The organism is Bradyrhizobium sp. Bra64, from assembly GCF_024519875.1.
GTDB lineage: Bacteria > Pseudomonadota > Alphaproteobacteria > Rhizobiales > Xanthobacteraceae > Bradyrhizobium > Bradyrhizobium japonicum_G.
Window position 1 is genome coordinate 1 of the sequence record NZ_JALJRD010000014.1, and the last position, 17762, is coordinate 17762.

Consider the following 17762-nt stretch of genomic DNA (forward strand, 5'->3'; position numbering starts at 1 on the left):
CCTCATGGTGAGGAGCCCGCCAAAGCGGGCGTCTCGAACCATGCAGGCCGAGCTCATTCGCAACCTCCCGCGGTCATATCCGATGGCCCTGCCTGCAAGCGGGAGAGGTTGCAGCGAGCGCCTGGCTGGCAGATCAAACCCAAAGACAACCGGCCTCAGATATCGATCGTTGCGCTCAGCGAGTGTTCCTGGATGAAGTCGCGGCGCGGCTCGACCACGTCGCCCATCAGCTTGGTGAAGATGTCGTCGGCCTCGTCGACCTCCTTGACCTTCACCTGGAGCAGCGAACGCGCATTGATATCCAGCGTCGTCTCCCAGAGCTGTTCCGGGTTCATCTCGCCCAGCCCTTTGTAGCGCTGCAGCGTGACGCCCTTGCGGCCGGCGTCGGTGACGGCCTCGAACAGGTCGACCGGCCCGTAGACCATGTGCTCGACGTCCTTGCGCCGCAGCTTGCCGGGCCGGGCATAAACGTCCTGGAGCTTCACCGTGTACTCGTCGAGCTTGCGGGCTTCGACCGAGCCCAGGAAGGCATCGTCGATCACAGCGGCTTCCTTGACGCCGCGCACCGTGCGCTCGAACTGGAAACCCTGGCCTTCGACGTACTGGCCGACCCAGCCGCGTTCGACCTCGTCAGCGAGCGTGTCGAGGCGGGCGGCGATGTATTGCGCGGCTGCGGCGGCTTTCTCCGGGTCGCCATAGATCGCCTTGTTCAGCACGCCCGTGATGGCGGCCTGCTCGATCACCTTGCGATTGTAGCGGGTGTGCAGGCTGCGCAGGATGCCGCGGACGGCGCGGGCGTCGTCGATCAGCGAACGCAGATCGCGGCCGGTGCGATCGCCGCCGGTGCCCGGAATGTAGACGCAGTCGTCGAGCCCGGTGTCGATCAGATAATCTTCCAGCGCCCGCTCGTCCTTCAGATACTGCTCCGACTTGCCGCGGTTGACCTTATACAGCGGCGGCTGGGCGATATAGAGATAGCCGCCGTCGATGATGTCGCGCATCTGCCGGTAGAAGAAGGTGAGCAGCAGCGTGCGGATGTGGGCGCCGTCGACGTCGGCGTCCGTCATCACGATGATCTTGTGATAGCGCAGCTTCTCGATCGAGAACTCGTCGCTGATGCCGGTGCCGAGCGCGGTGATCAGCGTGCCGATCTGCTCGCTGCCCAGCATCTTGTCGGGGCGGACGCGCTCCACGTTGAGGATCTTGCCGCGCAGCGGCAGCACCGCCTGGAATTCGCGGTTGCGGCCCTGCTTGGCGCTGCCACCTGCCGAGTCACCCTCGACGATGAAGAGCTCGGATTTCGCCGGGTCCTTTTCCTGGCAGTCGGCGAGCTTGCCGGGCAGCGAGGACACCGAGAGGGGGCTCTTGCGGGTCAGTTCGCGCGCCTTTCGCGCGGCTTCGCGGGCGGCAGCGGCCTGGATCACCTTGCCGACGATCATCTTGGCTTCGCTCGGATGCTCCTCGAACCAGGCCTGGAGCGCTTCGTTGAGCACGTTCTCGACCACGGGCCGCACTTCCGAGGACACCAGCTTGTCCTTGGTCTGCGACGAGAATTTCGGATCGGGCACCTTCACCGAAAGCACGGCGGTGAGGCCTTCGCGGCAATCGTCGCCGGTCAGCGCGATCTTTTCCTTCTTCGCATTGCCCTCGGCATAGCCGTTGACCTGGCGCGTCAGCGCGCCGCGGAAGCCGGCCAGATGCGTGCCGCCGTCGCGCTGCGGGATGTTGTTGGTGAAGCACAGCACGTTCTCGTGGTAGCTGTCGTTCCACCACAGCGCGGCCTCGACGCCGATGCCGTTGGCTTCCGCGCGCACCATGATCGGTGCCGGCACGATCGCCTTCTTGTTGCGGTCGAGATATTTGACGAATTCCTCGACGCCGCCGGAATAGTGCATCTCCTCGCGCTTCTCGACCGCGTGACGCATGTCCGAGAGCGCGATGTTGACGCCGGAATTGAGGAAGGCGAGCTCGCGCAGCCGGTGCTCGAGCGTCGCGAAATCATATTCGATGTTCTTGAAGGTTTCGGTCGAGGCCTGAAACGTCACCTCGGTGCCGCGCCTGCCGGGCGCATCGCCGACGACCACGAGCGGTGCGACCGCATCGCCATGGGCGAACTCGATGTAGTGCTCCTTGTTGTCGCGCCAGATGCGCAGGCCGAGCTTGCTCGACAGCGCGTTGACGACGGAGACGCCGACGCCGTGCAGGCCGCCGGAGACCTTGTAGGAATTCTGGTCGAACTTACCGCCGGCATGGAGCTGGGTCATGATGACCTCGGCCGCCGAGATGCCTTCGCCCTTGTGGATGTCGACGGGAATGCCGCGGCCGTCGTCGCGCACGGTGACGGAATTGTCGGCATTGAGGATCACGTCGACGCGCGTGGCGTGGCCCGCAAGCGCCTCGTCGATCGCGTTGTCGACGACCTCGTAGACCATGTGGTGCAGGCCCGAGCCGTCGTCGGTGTCGCCGATATACATGCCCGGGCGCTTGCGGACGGCGTCGAGACCCTTGAGCACGCGGATCGATTCCGCCCCGTAATCGCTTGGATTTGAGGGCTCGTTTTCGGCAGGCGTCTGCCGAGCAGGTTCTGTCATGAGAGGCCTTCGAAATGTCGCCCGAATCAGCCGCGCAAAAGGCGCTGATTTGCAGGCTATTTGTGCCATGAAAGACAGCTTGCGCCTAGCGCAAAGTATCTCCCGGCAACCCTTTGATGAAATAGGGATTTTTAGCCGGTTTTCAAGGCTCGCGAAGGCTGATTCTGGGGCTCGCAAAAAGCGCGATTCGGAGGGGTTTTTGAGGCCTCGCAAAGGCGGGGCTTTTGCGGGCCTGGGAGGTGTGTTCCGAGGTGCCGTTAGAGCATTGGTCCTGGGTAAAGTTGGTCGGCCTGCGGGCTCGCCGCAACCTCTCCCGCAAGCGGGAGAGGGAGCGCACCTGCTACATAGCAGCCTCAATACATCTGCAGCGGCAGCACGTCGCCGTTCGGCCCCACCAGAAGGCCCCAGGCGTCGCCGGCGGCCACGGTCAGGGTTTCGCTGCGGGCAGGGCGTCCAGGCACGCGCAGGGCGTACTGGTACTTGCCAGGCGGCAGATCGAGCATCGGGCCTTTCGGCGATTGCGGGCCGCCGGCGCCGGCTGCGATCTTCACCGTTCGATTGTTGATCGTCAGCGACGCTTCCTTCGGCCCCATGTTGCCGAGCATCACCCGGGCCTGTCCCGCCTTGGGCATGATGTCGGCCTTGGCTGCGGCCTGCGGATTCCGTTGCACCAGGCTGACCGTGGTCTCGTCCCTGGCGCGGCCGAGCTTCAGCATGGCCGGTCCGTCCGGCGAGGTGAACGCCAACTCCGCCCGGTCGGCCGTAACGGTCGCGCCGTCGGCCTTTTCCTGCCAGCCGCGCTTGGTCAGCTCCGTGCGATAGAAGGCGAGGACATCCGAGAGTTCGGCAGGAATGCTGGCCTCGAGCTCCTTGCGGAACGACTGGTCGCTGCCGGGGAATTTCGTCGAGCTGATCCCGCTCGAACTGCGCTGCGTCGGCACGGGCAGCGCGCCATCGGGATCTGCCTTCAGCGGCTCGGTCGATTTGGCCTGCACCGTCTTGGATTCCGTCGGTTTGGATTGTGCCGATTTGGTCTCGGCCGGCTTCGCCGCAGCCACGACCAGGCCGGAGCCGGTGGCGCTGACATTCACCTTCGGACCCATCTGCATCACGGTCATCGAGATCGACTTGCCGGACTTGGAGAATTCCAACACCGCCATGTTGGGTTGGTTGATGACGGAGGGCTGCTCCTTCCAGCCCGCGTTCTTCAGCGATGCGCGGTAGAAGGCGCCGAGCGCCTTCACGCTCGAATTGGAGGAGAATTCGAGCCGGCCGTCGCCGCCCTCGAACTTCACGCCCTCGGCGGTTTCGGGCAGCGGCACCGGCGTCTTGCTGTCGGCGAGCGCATTGAGCGGCGTGTCGGACAGCGCGGCGGCCTGCACCTTGCGCCTCGCTTCGTCGGCGGCGATGAGTTGCTTGGCCGCACCTAGCGCATCACCAAGAAACTTCTGATCGGCTTCCTTCTTCGCCCTGGCGCGGGCGGCCAGCGCCGACTCCTTCACCTGCACGTTCAGGCTGATCATGGTGAAATCATACTTGCGGCCGAGCCGGAGCACGCCGGTTTCCTCGGCATTGGAGACCTTGATCGCGACCTCGTCGCCGGGCGCGAGCGGCGCGCTGCCGTCTTCCTGCCAGCCGCGCGCGGCGAGCTCGCGATGATAGAAGGCGAGCACGGCCGGCAGCTCGGCCATCGCGGCCGCTGACATCTCACGCTTGTTGGAATCGGCACTGCCGAGGCTCCTCGCCGTCTTGGTCGGGTTCGGCCGCGGCAGGCCGGCAAGATCGTCGTCGGCCTTGAGCTCGCTCGGCAAGGCGAAGGGCGCGACCCGGATATCGACATTGGTGCGGCCATCGTCGCGGCGCGTCAGCGTCAGCATGACCGGCTTCTGCTGGTAGAAGCCGGTGTCCTTGCTGTCCGGGTGCACGTAGAACGCACGCAGGCCGTTGGGAACGGTCTCGTCCAGGCTGGTCGCCCAGCGTGCGGCCGTTTCCGGCGTGAGCTTCTGCCAGCCGATCGCAGCCATCTCGTTGCTGTAGAAATTCGACGTCGCATCGAGCGCGCTGGACGCAATGCAGCCGAGATAGGGCCTTGTGCCATCGAACATGATGTCGCTCGCGCCGTCGGGAAACGGCACGTTCGAATAGATGCGGTCGGTCGAGTAGTGGACCATTGACTGGTCGGGCCGGCCGAGGGCTTGGGTGAGATAGACCGAAAGGCCCTGCCGCCCCTTTTTGAAGTTCAGCGTGGTGCTCTTCTCCTCCAGCGGCCGTACATAAGGCACCCAGCCTTCGCCGCTGAGGAGTTTTTTCACCGCCGGCGATGTCACGGCTTCCGGCGTCGGCATCCGATATTCGACGCGGTAGGGATCGGGGCGCGAGGTGTCTTCCACCGCGCCCTCGAGCTGCGGCAGCGCGTGGACGTCGACGATACCTGCATCGGCGGCGGCCGCGATCGAGCAACTCGCCATCAGGAAGAGGCCGCACGCAAGCAGCCGCCAGCGTACCGGGACTTGCGTCCCGCGCGGGATCGTCGACATTGTCAAGACTCCTGGATTTCGCGCGGTCTTCATCCCTCGCGCAATTGCAGGCTGCGACACCGTCGGCGCGGCCTCAGACGACTAGTCGCGGCAGGAACCCGTGAGGTTCAATACAGCAGGAGCGGCGACCATGCCTCTCCGTCGCGCCCGACCGTGAGCTCCCAGGTATCGCCGGCCGTGAAGCTGAGGATCTGCGTGGTGGCTGGATGGCCCGGCACGTTCACCTCGTAGGAATATTTGCCGGGCCGCAGATCCAGCGACATCGCGCGGGCGCCGGCGGCGTGCTTGATGGTGCGGTCGTTGATCGTGAGCGTGGCGTCCGTATCGCTGATATTGGAGAACACCAGCATCGCCTGGCCGGGCTCGGGCATGACGTTCGCATCGGTCGCAACGGATGCGTTCTTCTGCACGAGGTTGACCCTGGTGCTGCTGTCCTTGCGGTCGAGCGCGAGCATGCCGGGTCCGAGCGGCGAGGCGAAGGCGAGCTGGACGTGATCGGCGGAGACCACCGCGCCATCGTGCTGCTCCTGCCAGCCGAGCTTGCCGAGCTCGGTGCGGTAGAAGGCGAGGACGTCGCCGAGTTCGGCGGGCACGGTCGCCTCCAGCCTGGTACGGAGCGGCGTTTCAACGCCCCTGACGACGGTGGTGTGAATTCCCCGGTAGCTGTAACGGGTCGGCGCGGGCAGCTTGGTATCGGGATCCGGCGTCAGCTCGGCCGAGAACAGCGGCGACAGACGCGGCACCCAGGCGCCGGCGCTTGCCGCGATCATGCAGATCGCGAGCAGGACAAGGCCGCACGCAAACGCCTGCCATCGTCCCGAGGCCCGAGCCCCGGTCCTTGCCGTCCGCATCTCACGCTCCAGGGGTATCGCGCGTGATGTCATCGCGCGATGGCAAAATGGGCTGCGACACCGTCGGCGCGGCCTCAGACAGCTAGTCGCCGACGCAACCGCGTGGGTTCAATGCGGCGGCTCACGGGCGTGCGCTGACCTGTCCGCTCTCGACGTCAAACACCTCGCCGCCGGCGCCAATCTCGGCGAAGGCGGCCGGGTCCGCGCCGGTCAGCCAGACCTGCGCGCCGAGCTTGCGCAGCTCGTCGAACAGCGCCGCGCGCCGGTTCGGATCGAGATGGGCGACGATCTCGTCGAGCAGCAGCAGCGGCACGATGCCGGTCATCTCGGCGACCAGCGTCGCATGCGCCAGCACCAGCCCGATCAGCAGCGCCTTCTGCTCGCCGGTCGAGGCGTCGCGTGCCGGCATGCCTTTCGGCGCATAGATCACCTGCAGATCGGTGAGATGCGGACCATCCGTGGTGCGGCCGGCGATGGCGTCGCGCGGGCGGTTGTCGCGCAGGATCTGCCGGTAGCGGTCCTCGACCGACGTTGCGGTCTCGCTCAGCAGCGCATTCTCCATCCAGCCGTCGAGCGCGATGTGCGCCGAGGGAAAGGCCGAGGCCTGCGCGCGCGCATTCAGCATGCCGGTGAGCCGCGCCGCGGTCTGGCCGCGGGTTGCGGCGACGGCGACCGCAAGCTCCGCGGTCTCGCGCTCGATCGCGTCGCACCAATGGTCGTCGTAATTGCGCGTCTCGAGCAGGCGGTTGCGCGAGCGCAGCGAGCGTTCGAGCGCGGAGATGCGGCTGGAATGCTCGCTGTCGATTGCCAGCACCAGGCGGTCGAAGAAGCGCCGCCGCTCGGAGGCCGCGCCCATGAACAGCCCGTCCATCGCCGGCGTCAGCCACACCATGCGGATATGGTCGCCGAAGGCCGTGGCGGAATTGACCGGCTCGCGGTCGATGCGGCAGCGCCGGCTCACGGAGCTGTCGGCGCGCGGCGCATCGATGCCGGTGCCGAGTGTGGCGAGCCCCAGCGCGCCCTCGACCTGGGCCGAGACCGCCCAGGAGCCGTCGCCCTGGTTGTCGGCGACGTCTTCCAGCGTGGCGCGCCGCAAGCCGCGTCCCGGCGACAGGAACGAGATCGCCTCGATGCAATTGGTCTTGCCTGCCCCGTTCGGCCCGACCAGCGCCACCATGTCAGCCGCCGTCGCGAGCCCCGCCGCCCGATAATTGCGAAAATGCGTCAGCGTCAGGCGATGAATGCGGGAGGGGGTCATGTTGGAACAGTGGCACGCTCTGCTCACCCTCTCCCCTTGTGGGAGAGGGTGGCGCCTCACGAAGTGAGGCGACGGGTGAGGGGTATCTTACCGCCCGGCAAGCTTTGCAAGGAGATCCTCCAATACAGAAGCTGGCTGCTGCAGCACGTCATTGTTCCAGTAACGCGCTATCGAGAAACCTTCCGCCGAGAGAGCCGCATCACGCGCTGCATCGGTTCGTGATACTGCGTGCTGACCGCCGTCGATCTCGATCACAAGGCGTTTCTCGAAGCAGACGAAGTCGAGAATGTAGCTTTTGAACGGAACCTGTCGGCGAAGCTTGAAGGCGGACAATCGACGATCCCTGAGCAGGCGCCACATCGCGGCCTCTGCATCCGTCGGCTCGTGCCGCATGTTCTTCGCGAATTGGCGGAGACGCTTGGGGACCGGCCGATGGGATGGCTCCTGCGGCACTAACCCCTCACCCGACTGAGTGTGTATCCGCCAGCGGAGTAGCCCTCTCCCACAAGGGGAGAGGGCGCAGCAACGTGCATCGCGCTAGGCTCTGAAAGAAGGGCCTGTCGGCGAGGGAGGAGCACCTCCCTCACACCCGCATCGGCATCAGCACGTACAACGCGCTCTTGTCGTCGCGGTCCTGCACCAGCGTCGGCGAGCCGGGATCGGCGAGCCTCAGGGTTGCAACGTCGCCTTCGATCTGGGCAGCGATGTCGAGCAGGTAGCGCGAGTTGAAGCCGATATCGAGGGCGTCGGAGGCGTATTCGACCTCGAGCTCTTCTGTCGCGCTGCCGGAATCCGGATTGGTCACCGACAGCACCAGCTTGCCCGGCGACAGCGACAGTTTCACCGCGCGCCCGCGCTCGCTCGAGATCGTCGAGACGCGATCGACCGCGTTCTCGAAATCCTTCTTGTCGACGACGAGCTCCTTGTCGTTGCCCTGCGGGATGACGCGGCCGTAATCGGGGAAGGTGCCGTCGATCAGCTTCGAGGTCAGCACCACGTTGCCGATGGTGAAGCGGATCTTGGCCTGCGACAGCTCGATTGTCATCTCGGCGTCGGCGTCCTCGATCAGGCGCTGCACCTCGCCGACGGTCTTGCGCGGCACGATCACGCCGGGCATGCCGTCGGCGCCCTTGGGCTGCACCAGGTCGAGCTGGGCGAGGCGGTGGCCGTCGGTGGCGACGCCGCGCAGGGTTGCGGCCTTCGCGGAGCCTGCGGCATGCAGATAGATGCCGTTGAGATAATAGCGCGTCTCCTCGGTGGAGATCGCGAACTGGGTGCGGTCGATCAGCCGCTTGACGTCCTTGGCGGCGAGCGAGAACGAGTGCGACATGTCGCCGGCGGCCAGATCCGGGAAATCGTTCTCCGGCAGGGTCTGCAGCGTGAAGCGCGAGCGGCCGGCGCGGATCGCCAGCACGGCGCGGTCGCCGTCGGCCTCCAGCACGATCTGCGACCCGTCCGGCAGCTTGCGCACGATGTCGTAGAACATGTGCGCCGGCACGGTGGTGGAGCCCGCGGTCGCGGTTTCCGCGGGCAGCGTTTCCGTCACCTCGAGGTCGAGGTCGGTCGCCTTCAGCGACAATTTCGCATTCTCGGCCCGGACCAGCACGTTGCCGAGGATCGGAATCGTGTTGCGGCGCTCGACCACGCGGTGGACATGGCCCAGCGACTTCAGGAGTTGCGCGCGTTCGACCGTAACCTTCATTGCACTACTCGCCCGATCCCCAAGGAAACCAAATCTGGAAAAGCCGGGCGGCGGGACGCGCGCCACGGCACCGAAGACCCCGGAAAGCCGGATCATCCAGCCGATATGACCAAAGCCGTCAGGGTCGCGCAAGGTGGCGCGGATGGCCCCCGGATTCAAGGGATTGCGAGGTAGTTCCCCACGATTTACAGGCAAAAACGAGGGCCCGCCGCCCAGGCAAGACGAAGACCGCCGCCCCGGCATGGCCGAGGCGGCGGCAGGTTGGAAGGGGCAGGGCCTAGGCGTTTATTCCTGAAGCTGGCGCTTGAGCGATTCGACCTCGTCCGATAGCGCCGTGTCCTTGGACACCAGGGCCTCGATCTTGCGCACCGCGTGCAATACCGTGGTGTGGTCGCGCCCGCCGAAGCGGCGGCCGATTTCCGGCAGCGAGCGCAAGGTCAGCGTCTTGGCGAGGTACATCGCCACTTGGCGCGGACGGACCACGTTGGCGGTCCGGCGCGAGGACAGGAGGTCGGAGCGGCTGACATTATACTGCCGCGCCACCACGCGCTGAATGTCCTCGATCTTGATCCGCTTGGGTTCCTGCGGCCGGATCAGGTCGCGCACTTCGTGCTCCGCCATCTCCAGCGTCACCGGCCGGTTGTTGAGTTTCGAGTGCGCGAGCAGACGGTTGATCGCGCCTTCGAGATCCCTGCCGTTATGGGTTATGGCGCGGGCCAGATAGGTCAGCACCTCCTCGGGCACCTCGAAAGTCGCATGATGGGCGCGGGCGGCGGCGACGCGCGACTTGAGAATGCCGTGCCGCAGCTCCTCGCCGAGCGAGCCCATCTCGACCACGAGGCCGCCGGCCAGCCGCGAGCGCACGCGGTCATCGAGGCTTTCGAGATCGGACGGCGGCCGGTCGGCTGCGATCACGACCTGGCGGCCGGCGTCGATAAGCGCGTTCAGCGTGTGACAGAATTCGGCCTGGGTCGACTTGCCCTGCAGGAACTGGAGATCGTCGATCACGAGCACGTCGATGCCGCGCAGCGCTTCCTTGAAGGCGAGCGCCGTCTGCGTCTTCAGCGCGGCGACGAAGCCGTACATGAACTTTTCAGCCGTGAGATACAGCACCTTGCGCTCGTTGCCGGAATTACCGGCCCAGGTCACAGCCTGCAGCAGATGCGTCTTGCCGAGGCCGACACCGGCATGGATGTAGAGCGGGTTGAACATCACGGGGTCGCCTCTGCGACCTTCCGCGACCTGGCGCGCCGCCGCATGCGCCAGCGTGTTGGAGCGGCCGACGACGAAGCTTGCGAAGGTCAGGCGCGGATCGAGCGGCGAGCCGCCGAGCGCATCGTGATTGGCCGAGACCGGCGCGGTCGCGGTCGAGCGCAGCTCCGGCGCAGGCGTGCGGCGTGTTTCGACCGGCGCGGGCGCTTCCTTCTGCTGAACGACCGGACGCACGGCCGAGCGAACGGTGAGATCGATGCGATGCACTTCCGGCATCTCGGCCTGCCAGCACGACAACACGCGCTCGGCATAATGGGCCTGGATCCAGCTCTTCAGGAAGCGGGTCGGCACCGACAGACGCACGCTCTCGTCCTGCACGCCTTCCAGATCCATCCGCGCAAACCAGCTGGTGTAGACGTCCTCGCCGACGTTCGAGCGCAGCCGACTCTTCACGCGCGACCAGCGATCCTGTTCCGGTGTTGTCATCATGTGAGAACTTTTCTTGAGAGATAAGGTTGCGTGGTGAGCGCCATGCAGAGTTCCTGCCATCAGGGTTTCTGCCATGGCGCGACCTCAAGCGATTTCACCTGCAGACATGGCTCGACCGTTCGGCGGAAACGCCGCGTCCGATCAGCAATGTCAGAGATGGAGGGGTCGCGAGGTCAGCGCGTACTCGGCGCTCCGTTGCACGCGGGAGGCTTGATGTCCGACGAATCTAAAACGGCATAGTTGAAAGTCGAGGTGTGTTTCAATACCGCGTTGAGTCCGTAAGACATGATACCTCCCCGTCCTGCCGTGATTGCTCACGACAAGGTCCTGCGTGTCTAAACGGCAACCGCGTCGTACTCCTGCCGCGGATGCCTGCCCGTGTCCTAGTCGTCCGCTCGGCTTCGCCATCATGCCTGTCGGGGCAGCTTTCACGACGTCTCTCATATGCGAGCGAAAAAATCCCGCTTGGAGACATTCAGACAAAGAGCTACCGTTCCCACATTGCTGTGGGTTTTGAACCGACAATCGCTTGTTGAAGCGTCGCCTACGTGCACACCGCCGCCGATTTGCACGCTCGCCCCGTTTTCCGATACCGCGCTGGTCTCAAGATCGTGGGCGCCGCTGACGTCTTAAGGAATACACTATGCGGAAAGACTCGCAACGGAATTGATTCACACTTTAGGCATCAAAAAACTTGACCTCGGTTAACGCCGCGCGCGACTTGTGCACAGGCTCCAGAGCAAGTTTTTGGATTCGTGCACAGAATCGAAGATGCCGCGCCTCATGTGACAATTCTCGGTCACCGCCAAAAAATTTTTACAAAAGCGTCACGCGCGCGACGCGCGGGCGAATTTTCCAAACGCTTGAGGTCACTATGTCGATAAGTGATTAGCGAGACATCGTTTTTTGAGTCTCGTTTCACAGGGTAACTCCAGCGGTAGATTCGATCCGGTGAATCTACGGTGTGCAGAACTCGCAGGCACGCGAATTCAACTTGAGCCCGCCTCGCAGGGACTTTTTGCACCGCGGTGGAAGTTTCCACTGTTGCAAAATCACCCGCAGGTAAAACTACGGACCGCATCATGGTGCGACGATGGAGGTCTTCCAGTCGAAGATCGGTCGTCGCGTGACGGCTTGCTTGTTTATGACAGGCAACAAAAAAGCCCGGCGCGATGCCGGGCTGTTTGACGCGTGCGATGTGCGATCTGATCGCCCGATCGAACTCGACCGGACGGTCTGTCGGATCGCCTGCCGGATTACTTGGCGAGCTTGGCGATCTGCGCGGTGAGCCGCGAGACTTTGCGGCTGGCATTGTTCTTGTGAATGATGTTGCGCTGGGCGGCGCGCATCAGAGCCGGCTCGGCATTCGCCAGCGCCTGCACGGCAGCGGCGCGATCGCCGGTCGCGATGGCTTCTTCGACGTTGCGCACGGCGCCGCGCATCTGGGTGCGGCGCGACTTGTTGACGGCGGTGCGGCGGGCGATCTTGCGCGTCGCTTTCTTGGCGGAAGTGGTATTGGCCATGGTCTCAATATCCTTTGCGGGTACCGGTCGCGTCTTGGTCGGGTAGCGCCGGCTTGCTTGACCGCGTAATCGACGCTCGGATTTAGGGTGTTCGGTTGCTGGCTGTTCCCGGAACATGAGCGACGGCCTTGCGGCTGTCTCTGAGGCCCAAAGAGCCTGTAAGCTCAAGGAGCCTTCAACTGCTCAAAGAACAGCGGCGGCAGGATTGCGCCCGCCGCCAGTTGGCGCCCTTATAGAGAGGGTCTTTGGCACCGTCAACGCTTTCCCGGACTGGAAAACCGGCCCCATGCGGCCCGAATGGGTGCCGTAACGCCCTGAAGTGGTTGAATTTCTGCCGTCTCCCTTGTATTGGCTGGCGGCGTTCAGGGGGTCGTCCGATCGGACGACCATATAAGGTGAGGCATGATCCGCGGCTTTTTCCGACTGATTGGGCTGTTGCTGCTCGCCGGCGGGTTCATCTTCATGGTCTATGACGGCGCCCGCTGGGTCGCCGATCAGACCCTCAAGTTCACCCGCTTCGGCCAGTTCTGGAACGACATCAATCAGGCCAGCCAGACGGCGTTCCGGACCTGGGTCGAGGCCAAGGCGCCGTGGCTCTGGACCTCGGTGATCCGCCTGGTGCTGGATCAGCCGGTGTTCGCCGTCCTCGGCATTTCGGGCATCCTCCTGATGATCCTGTTCCGCCCGCGCAAGCCGCTGATCGGCTATTCCCGGGATTGAACTTTCAATTCCCGGGATTGAGGGCTTTCAAGTCCCGCGATTGAGCCTCGCGCTGGCGGCCGCGTAACAAGGCTGCCCCTTGCTGCGTAGATACCTATATTCCCAACTGATCGCGAGCACGCCGCCTGAGCACTCGACCTCTCGAGCTGGCCCAGGACCGACAGCTCATTTCCCGGAGATCCGTCCATGCTGTTCACGCGCAAGACCGCCGCATTGCCGAGCGCCAAGGAAGCGCTGCCGGGCCGTGCGCAAGCCATTCCGACCGCGACCACCCATTTCGTCAACGGTGCCAAGCTCGCGCCGCCTTATCCCGCGGGCCTCGAACAGGCGGTGTTCGGGCTCGGCTGCTTCTGGGGCGCAGAGCGCAAGTTCTGGGAGCTCGGCGAGGGCGTCTACGCCACCGCCGTCGGCTATGCCGGCGGCCACACGCCGAACCCGACCTATGAGGAGACCTGCTCGGGCCGCACCGGCCACACCGAAGTGGTGCTGGTCGTGTTCGATCCGAAGAAGATCTCCTACGAGAAATTGTTGAAGACGTTCTGGGAGAGCCACAACCCGACGCAGGGCATGCGTCAGGGCAACGACGTCGGCACGCAATACCGAAGCGCGATCTACACCTATTCAGGCGCGCAGAAGACAGCGGCCGACCAATCGAAGGCGCTCTATCAGAAGGCGCTCGCCGCAAAGGGTCTCGGGGCCATCACCACCGAGATCGCACCGGCCGGCGAGTTCTATTTCGCCGAGGATTATCATCAGCAATATCTGGCGAAGAATCCCGCCGGCTATTGCGGCCTCGGCGGCACCGGCGTGTCCTGCCCGATCGGCGTGGGTGTGAGCGCGTAAGCGTAAACGTTGAAGCGGTGATGTGCTTACCCTCCCCTGGAGGGGGAGGGTCGGCTCACATTGAGCGCAGCGAAGATGTGAGACGGGGTGGGGTGAAGATCTCTCCACGTCCACACTGCCCGAGCGGAGAGATCACCCCACCCCGCTCGCGCTTCGCGCGATCGACCCTCCCCCTCCAGGGGAGGGTTGAAGCCCCGCTCAACGCTTTATTAACCATAACCGGTGCATCAGTGGAGCTGTCTCGTTTCGAGGGATAGGTCCGGTGCCAGTTGCACGCGCGTTTCGATGGTCGATCTCGGCAGCGTCCTTGGTAGCGTTCGCCGCGCTTGCGCTTGGCGGCTGCATGCAGACCGCCGGTCCCGTCGCGGTGATGCAGCCGCGTGCCGATCTCGACTCCATGGCCTATGGCCAGCCCTACGGCGCGCCGCAGCCGGTCGTCGTCGCCGATGGCGGCGGCGCCATCGGCGCGCTGCGCACGTCCTTTGCCTCTTCGCCCGCGGCCATGCCGGTCGGCTATGCCGCACCGATGGCGGCGCCGGTCCGCTACGACGCCTCCTACCATCTCGACGCCGGCGACAAGCTGCGCGTCGTGGTGTACGGCCAGGAAGGCCTCACCAACAGCTACGCCATCGACGCCGGCGGCTCCATCACCATGCCGCTGATCGGCGGAGTGCCCGCACGCGGTCGCACTCCGGCAGGACTCGCCGGTGAAATCGCCGCGCGGCTGCGCAACGGCTATATCCGCGAGCCCTCGGTCGCCGTCGAGGTCGAATCCTATCGGCCGTTCTTCATCCTCGGCGAAGTCTCCGCGCCCGGACAATATCCCTACGTGCCGAACATGACGGTCGAAAGCGCGGTCGCGATTGCCGGCGGATTCTCGCCGCGCGCCAAGCGCGACGTGGTCACCGTCACCCACACCGAAGCCGGCGGCTCGATGCGCGCCGTGGTTCCGCTCGGCACGCCATTGGCACCGGGCGACACCGTGTTCGTCGGCGAGCGCTGGTTCTAGCTCACCGCCTGAAATCCAGTCGCCCGTTCGGGAAACATCCATCGATCCTGACGGCATCGACCACGAGCCCGACCCATGGCCGCATGATGGCCGGGTTGGTCAGGTTGATATATTTCCCGACGAGACGATCCGCGCCCTGGCGGGCCGCATCGATCAGCCCGTGCCGGCGGCCATGGTCCCAGTCGAAGCGAAGATAGATGCGCTCGCCTGCGACCCGCACCTCCGCGCGCCCCACTTTCCACTGCTCCGGCGTATCGCCGGCAATGGTCGGATCGGCGCCGCCATTCCAGCGGCTCGCCCAGACCCCCTCGAGCTGATCGGAGGACGTCGGCATCGATGCCCAATGCGCCGCGTTGCCGTCGGCGGCATCGCCGGCGAGCATGGCGATGGAGGCATAGTCCATGACCTCACGATCGTTCGGCTCGGGCACGTCCATAGTGCCGAACGGATTGCGGATGACGACGTTCGTATTGGCCTGTTGCATGGTGATCTCCCGGCGATAGAGCTGGCTTGATCAGCCAGCTCTATCGCCGCGCGCCATGATGCAGCCACCCGTTTCCTGCTTGAGGTGTCATTGCCGGGCTCGACCCGGCAATCCATCGACCTGACGAAAAAGCTTCGCTTGATGGATGCGCGGGTCAAGCCCGCGCATGACGGGCGGCTATTTCAAATGCTTGGCGAAAAACGCCATGCTGCGCGGCCAGGCGATGTCGGCGCTGGCCTTGTCGTAGCTCGCCCGCTCGTCGCAATGGAAGCCGTGCTGCGCGCCAGGATAGATGAAGACCTCCACGTCGGGCCGCTTCGCCTTGACGGTCTCGACGTCGGTCAGGGGAATGCCGGCATCCTTCTCGCCGAAATGCAGCTGCGTCGGCACTTTCGGCGTCTCGTCGGCAAAGCGCACGACGGCGCCGCCATAGTAACCGATCGCGGCCTTCAGGCCCGACAGCCGCGTCGCCGCGACGAAGGCGATGCTACCGCCCAGGCAGAAGCCGATGATGCCGACCGGCCCGACGCTCCTCACAGCATCGATTGCTGCCTGCGTATCGCGCAGCATCGCGGCCCAGTCCGGATTGGCGACGAACTTGCGCGCTTCCGCGATCTCGTCGGGCGAATAGCCCGACTGGAAGTTCGGGGACGTCCGGTCGAAGATCGACGGCGCGATCGCGGCATAGCCTTCACCGGCGAGGCGGTCGCAGACCGAGCGGATGTGATGATTGACGCCGAAAATCTCCTGAATCACCACCACCGCGCCCTTAGGCGTGCCTGAGGGATCAGCGCGATAGGCGCCGAGCTGAAAATTGTCGGAGGCCGTCAGCTTGATGTCTTGTCCCACGCGGGTTGTCCTTCTTGGTTATTACGAACTCTAGTCTCTCCCCTCATCCTGAGGAACGCGCCCTTCGCGCGCGTCTCGAAGGATGAAAGGCCCGTGACGCTTCAGCGGGGCCTTCATCCTGCGAGACGCCTGCTTCGCAAGCTCCTCGGGATGAGGGGAGGCAGTCGCGCGCGCACCTCACTCCCACATCCAGTTCTCGCCGTAATCTTCCTTCCATCCCGCCAACCGTCCATGACGGAACTGCAGGAACAGGCGGTGACGGTAGGGGATCAGTCCGCTGCCACCGATGTTGCGAAGGGCGAGATAGATCTCGTTGCCGGGGCGTCCCCGCACGTATTGCAGGGGTTGCCCGAGCGCGCGTGCGGTCTCTCCGGCATCCATGCCGAAGGCGAGCGGCGTGTTGTTCGACAGGGTCGCGACGAAAGGCAGGCGGGGCGGTGGCCCGCCGAATGGCTCGGCCTGCGCGGATAACGATAGCAACACCGCGCCCGCAGCCAACATCGCTCGCTTCATGGCCTCGCGTCCTCGTCCAGCCGTCCTGGGCCTGCAAGTTCTTCAGGCAAGTTCTTCAGGAAAGCCAGCACGGCGTCAACAAAAGCCTGTGGCTGATCGATGTTGACGGCGTGTCCGGCCGCGGGGATCACGACTTTTTGTGCGCCGGGAATTTTTGCCGCCATGTAATCGGACGCGGCGAGGAACGGCGTGTCGTCGGCGCCGACCACGATCAGCGACGGCACGTTGATGTCGGGCAACGATTCGATCACGCGCGCATCGCGCTGGGTCAGCATGCCGCGCGCGGCGAGCGCCAATCCCCTGGCGTTGCGGTGGCTCGCGGTGGCGCGCTCGCGCGTCGCCGATTTGAGCACGTCGAGACCTTCGCGATCGAGCCTGTCGGCGGTGCCGAACGCCCGGGCGTTCCAGGCCTCGCGCGCGTCGTCCTTCTTGAAGCCGGGACCGGTGTCGATGATCAGCAGCGCGCGGGCGGCTTGCGGATGTGCGCGATGGAAAGCGAGCGACATGTAGCCGCCGAGCGAGAGCCCGCCGATGATGGCGCGTTCAGTCCCGGTCGCATCGAGGATCGCAGCCATGTCGCCGACGGTGAGCGCTTCGCTGTAAGCGCCGGGATCATCCGGATAATCCGACTGGCCGTGGCCGCGCATGTCCCACAGGATCAGCCTGTGGTCCTTCGCAAGCGCATCGACCTGTCCATGCCACATCGCCGAGGTCGAGGAATAGCCGTGGGTGAGCAGCAGCGGCGCCCCTTCGCCATGAACCTCGTAGTAGATTCCGACGCCGTCCCGGTCGATCCTTGGCATTGCTTCCGCCCTTTCTCGCTTCTTGTTCATTGCAGCCGCGATCACGCTGCACCTTCTCCCACAAGGGACATCCAATTCGGTGGCTAACTCCTCGCTGCGTCATACCCTAGCCCGCCAAGTTACCTGGAAGAAACCGCCAATGCCGCGATAGCTTGCATGCCTGACGCGCACTCTGTTGCGTTCAGGCGCTGCACCGGCGCCGTTGTCGCGACGCACAACGCGCAAACGCCGGCTTTGCTTCGATCGATTCCAAATTGCATTTGCCTCGGCACGCGAACCCGATCATTCTTGCGTCAAGGCTGGCGCCGGCCCGGTGGGCGTCCGCCATTTCAAGTTGCCGCCGTAAGCGGCTTCATGCACCGGCAGGGGAAGACGCCT

The 17762-nt window shown here is 64.8% G+C and carries 15 protein-coding genes; 3 read left to right on the forward strand and 12 right to left on the reverse strand.

All coding sequences use genetic code 11. From position 1 onward, the window contains the following. Nucleotides 1–155 precede the first annotated feature (155 nt). From gyrB to rpsT, 8 genes are all read right to left on the reverse strand, one after another. A complete protein-coding gene (gene gyrB / locus NR187_RS29010) occupies nucleotides 156–2591 on the reverse strand; it encodes a DNA topoisomerase (ATP-hydrolyzing) subunit B (RefSeq protein WP_211383936.1) in 2436 nt (811 codons plus the stop codon). Nucleotides 2592–2944: 353 nt separating this feature from the next. Then, on the reverse strand, nucleotides 2945–5128 hold the full coding sequence (locus NR187_RS29015) for a hypothetical protein (RefSeq protein WP_256808534.1): 2184 nt from the start codon (nucleotides 5126–5128) through the stop codon (nucleotides 2945–2947). 107 nt (nucleotides 5129–5235) lie between these two features. Beyond that, a complete protein-coding gene (locus NR187_RS29020) occupies nucleotides 5236–5979 on the reverse strand; it encodes a hypothetical protein (protein ID WP_211383938.1) in 744 nt (247 codons plus the stop codon). A 121-nt stretch (nucleotides 5980–6100) separates the two neighbouring features. Further along, complete coding sequence (gene recF / locus NR187_RS29025; RefSeq protein ID WP_211383939.1) at nucleotides 6101–7237, reverse strand: DNA replication/repair protein RecF; 1137 nt, start codon at nucleotides 7235–7237, stop codon at nucleotides 6101–6103. 87 nt (nucleotides 7238–7324) lie between these two features. Continuing rightward, nucleotides 7325–7690, reverse strand: coding sequence for an endonuclease domain-containing protein (locus tag NR187_RS29030; RefSeq protein WP_211383940.1), 366 nt, complete (start codon nucleotides 7688–7690; stop codon nucleotides 7325–7327). Nucleotides 7691–7820: 130 nt separating this feature from the next. Then, entirely contained in the window at nucleotides 7821–8939 is a 1119-nt protein-coding gene (gene dnaN / locus NR187_RS29035; RefSeq protein WP_211383941.1) for a DNA polymerase III subunit beta, read from the reverse strand. A 285-nt stretch (nucleotides 8940–9224) separates the two neighbouring features. After that, entirely contained in the window at nucleotides 9225–10637 is a 1413-nt protein-coding gene (dnaA, locus tag NR187_RS29040) for a chromosomal replication initiator protein DnaA (RefSeq protein WP_249129102.1), read from the reverse strand. 1259 nt (nucleotides 10638–11896) lie between these two features. After that, the gene (gene rpsT, locus NR187_RS29045; protein ID WP_211383943.1) at nucleotides 11897–12163 is read right to left on the reverse strand and encodes a 30S ribosomal protein S20; all 267 of its coding nucleotides are present in this window, start codon (nucleotides 12161–12163) and stop codon (nucleotides 11897–11899) included. A gap of 402 nt (nucleotides 12164–12565) precedes the next feature. On the opposite strand from rpsT, the gene NR187_RS29050 reads away from it, so the two are divergent. The 3 genes from NR187_RS29050 (at nucleotide 12566) to NR187_RS29060 (ending at nucleotide 14735) form a co-directional block, all read left to right on the forward strand. Continuing rightward, nucleotides 12566–12883 carry a hypothetical protein gene (locus NR187_RS29050; RefSeq protein ID WP_211383944.1) on the forward strand — a complete coding sequence of 106 codons (318 nt, stop codon included), beginning with the start codon at nucleotides 12566–12568 and terminating at the stop codon, nucleotides 12881–12883. Nucleotides 12884–13069: 186 nt separating this feature from the next. Further along, a complete protein-coding gene (msrA, locus tag NR187_RS29055; RefSeq protein ID WP_256808537.1) occupies nucleotides 13070–13726 on the forward strand; it encodes a peptide-methionine (S)-S-oxide reductase MsrA in 657 nt (218 codons plus the stop codon). Between the two features lie 262 nt (nucleotides 13727–13988). After that, the gene (locus tag NR187_RS29060; protein ID WP_256808538.1) at nucleotides 13989–14735 is read left to right on the forward strand and encodes a polysaccharide biosynthesis/export family protein; all 747 of its coding nucleotides are present in this window, start codon (nucleotides 13989–13991) and stop codon (nucleotides 14733–14735) included. Nucleotide 14736: 1 nt separating this feature from the next. Here NR187_RS29060 and NR187_RS29065 read toward each other — a convergent pair whose 3' ends face one another. The 4 genes from NR187_RS29065 to NR187_RS29080 form a co-directional block, all read right to left on the reverse strand. Continuing rightward, nucleotides 14737–15219 carry a hypothetical protein gene (locus NR187_RS29065; RefSeq protein WP_211383947.1) on the reverse strand — a complete coding sequence of 161 codons (483 nt, stop codon included), beginning with the start codon at nucleotides 15217–15219 and terminating at the stop codon, nucleotides 14737–14739. A 177-nt stretch (nucleotides 15220–15396) separates the two neighbouring features. Continuing rightward, nucleotides 15397–16068 (reverse strand): dienelactone hydrolase family protein, encoded by a 672-nt coding sequence (locus tag NR187_RS29070; protein WP_211383948.1) that lies wholly within the window; start codon nucleotides 16066–16068, stop codon nucleotides 15397–15399. Between the two features lie 177 nt (nucleotides 16069–16245). After that, the gene (locus NR187_RS29075) at nucleotides 16246–16581 is read right to left on the reverse strand and encodes a hypothetical protein (protein WP_256808539.1); all 336 of its coding nucleotides are present in this window, start codon (nucleotides 16579–16581) and stop codon (nucleotides 16246–16248) included. Beyond that, a complete protein-coding gene (locus NR187_RS29080) occupies nucleotides 16578–17384 on the reverse strand; it encodes an alpha/beta fold hydrolase (protein WP_256808540.1) in 807 nt (268 codons plus the stop codon). Before NR187_RS29080 ends, NR187_RS29075 begins: the two co-directional genes overlap by 4 nt. Between the last annotated feature and the right edge of the window lie 378 nt (nucleotides 17385–17762).

What these genes read in the sequence shown, in the direction of transcription:
- dnaA (WP_249129102.1), bottom strand. Translation starts at nt 10,637, where the DNA reads ATGACAACACCGGAACAGGATCGCTGGTCGCGCGTGAAGAGTCGGCTG.
- NR187_RS29015 (WP_256808534.1), bottom strand. Translation starts at nt 5,128, where the DNA reads ATGTCGACGATCCCGCGCGGGACGCAAGTCCCGGTACGCTGGCGGCTG.
- dnaN (WP_211383941.1), bottom strand. Translation starts at nt 8,939, where the DNA reads ATGAAGGTTACGGTCGAACGCGCGCAACTCCTGAAGTCGCTGGGCCAT.
- NR187_RS29050 (WP_211383944.1), top strand. Translation starts at nt 12,566, where the DNA reads ATGATCCGCGGCTTTTTCCGACTGATTGGGCTGTTGCTGCTCGCCGGC.
- msrA (WP_256808537.1), top strand. Translation starts at nt 13,070, where the DNA reads ATGCTGTTCACGCGCAAGACCGCCGCATTGCCGAGCGCCAAGGAAGCG.
- NR187_RS29065 (WP_211383947.1), bottom strand. Translation starts at nt 15,219, where the DNA reads ATGCAACAGGCCAATACGAACGTCGTCATCCGCAATCCGTTCGGCACT.
- NR187_RS29080 (WP_256808540.1), bottom strand. Translation starts at nt 17,384, where the DNA reads ATGCCAAGGATCGACCGGGACGGCGTCGGAATCTACTACGAGGTTCAT.
- gyrB (WP_211383936.1), bottom strand. Translation starts at nt 2,591, where the DNA reads ATGACAGAACCTGCTCGGCAGACGCCTGCCGAAAACGAGCCCTCAAAT.
- rpsT (WP_211383943.1), bottom strand. Translation starts at nt 12,163, where the DNA reads ATGGCCAATACCACTTCCGCCAAGAAAGCGACGCGCAAGATCGCCCGC.
- recF (WP_211383939.1), bottom strand. Translation starts at nt 7,237, where the DNA reads ATGACCCCCTCCCGCATTCATCGCCTGACGCTGACGCATTTTCGCAAT.
- NR187_RS29075 (WP_256808539.1), bottom strand. Translation starts at nt 16,581, where the DNA reads ATGAAGCGAGCGATGTTGGCTGCGGGCGCGGTGTTGCTATCGTTATCC.
- NR187_RS29020 (WP_211383938.1), bottom strand. Translation starts at nt 5,979, where the DNA reads ATGCGGACGGCAAGGACCGGGGCTCGGGCCTCGGGACGATGGCAGGCG.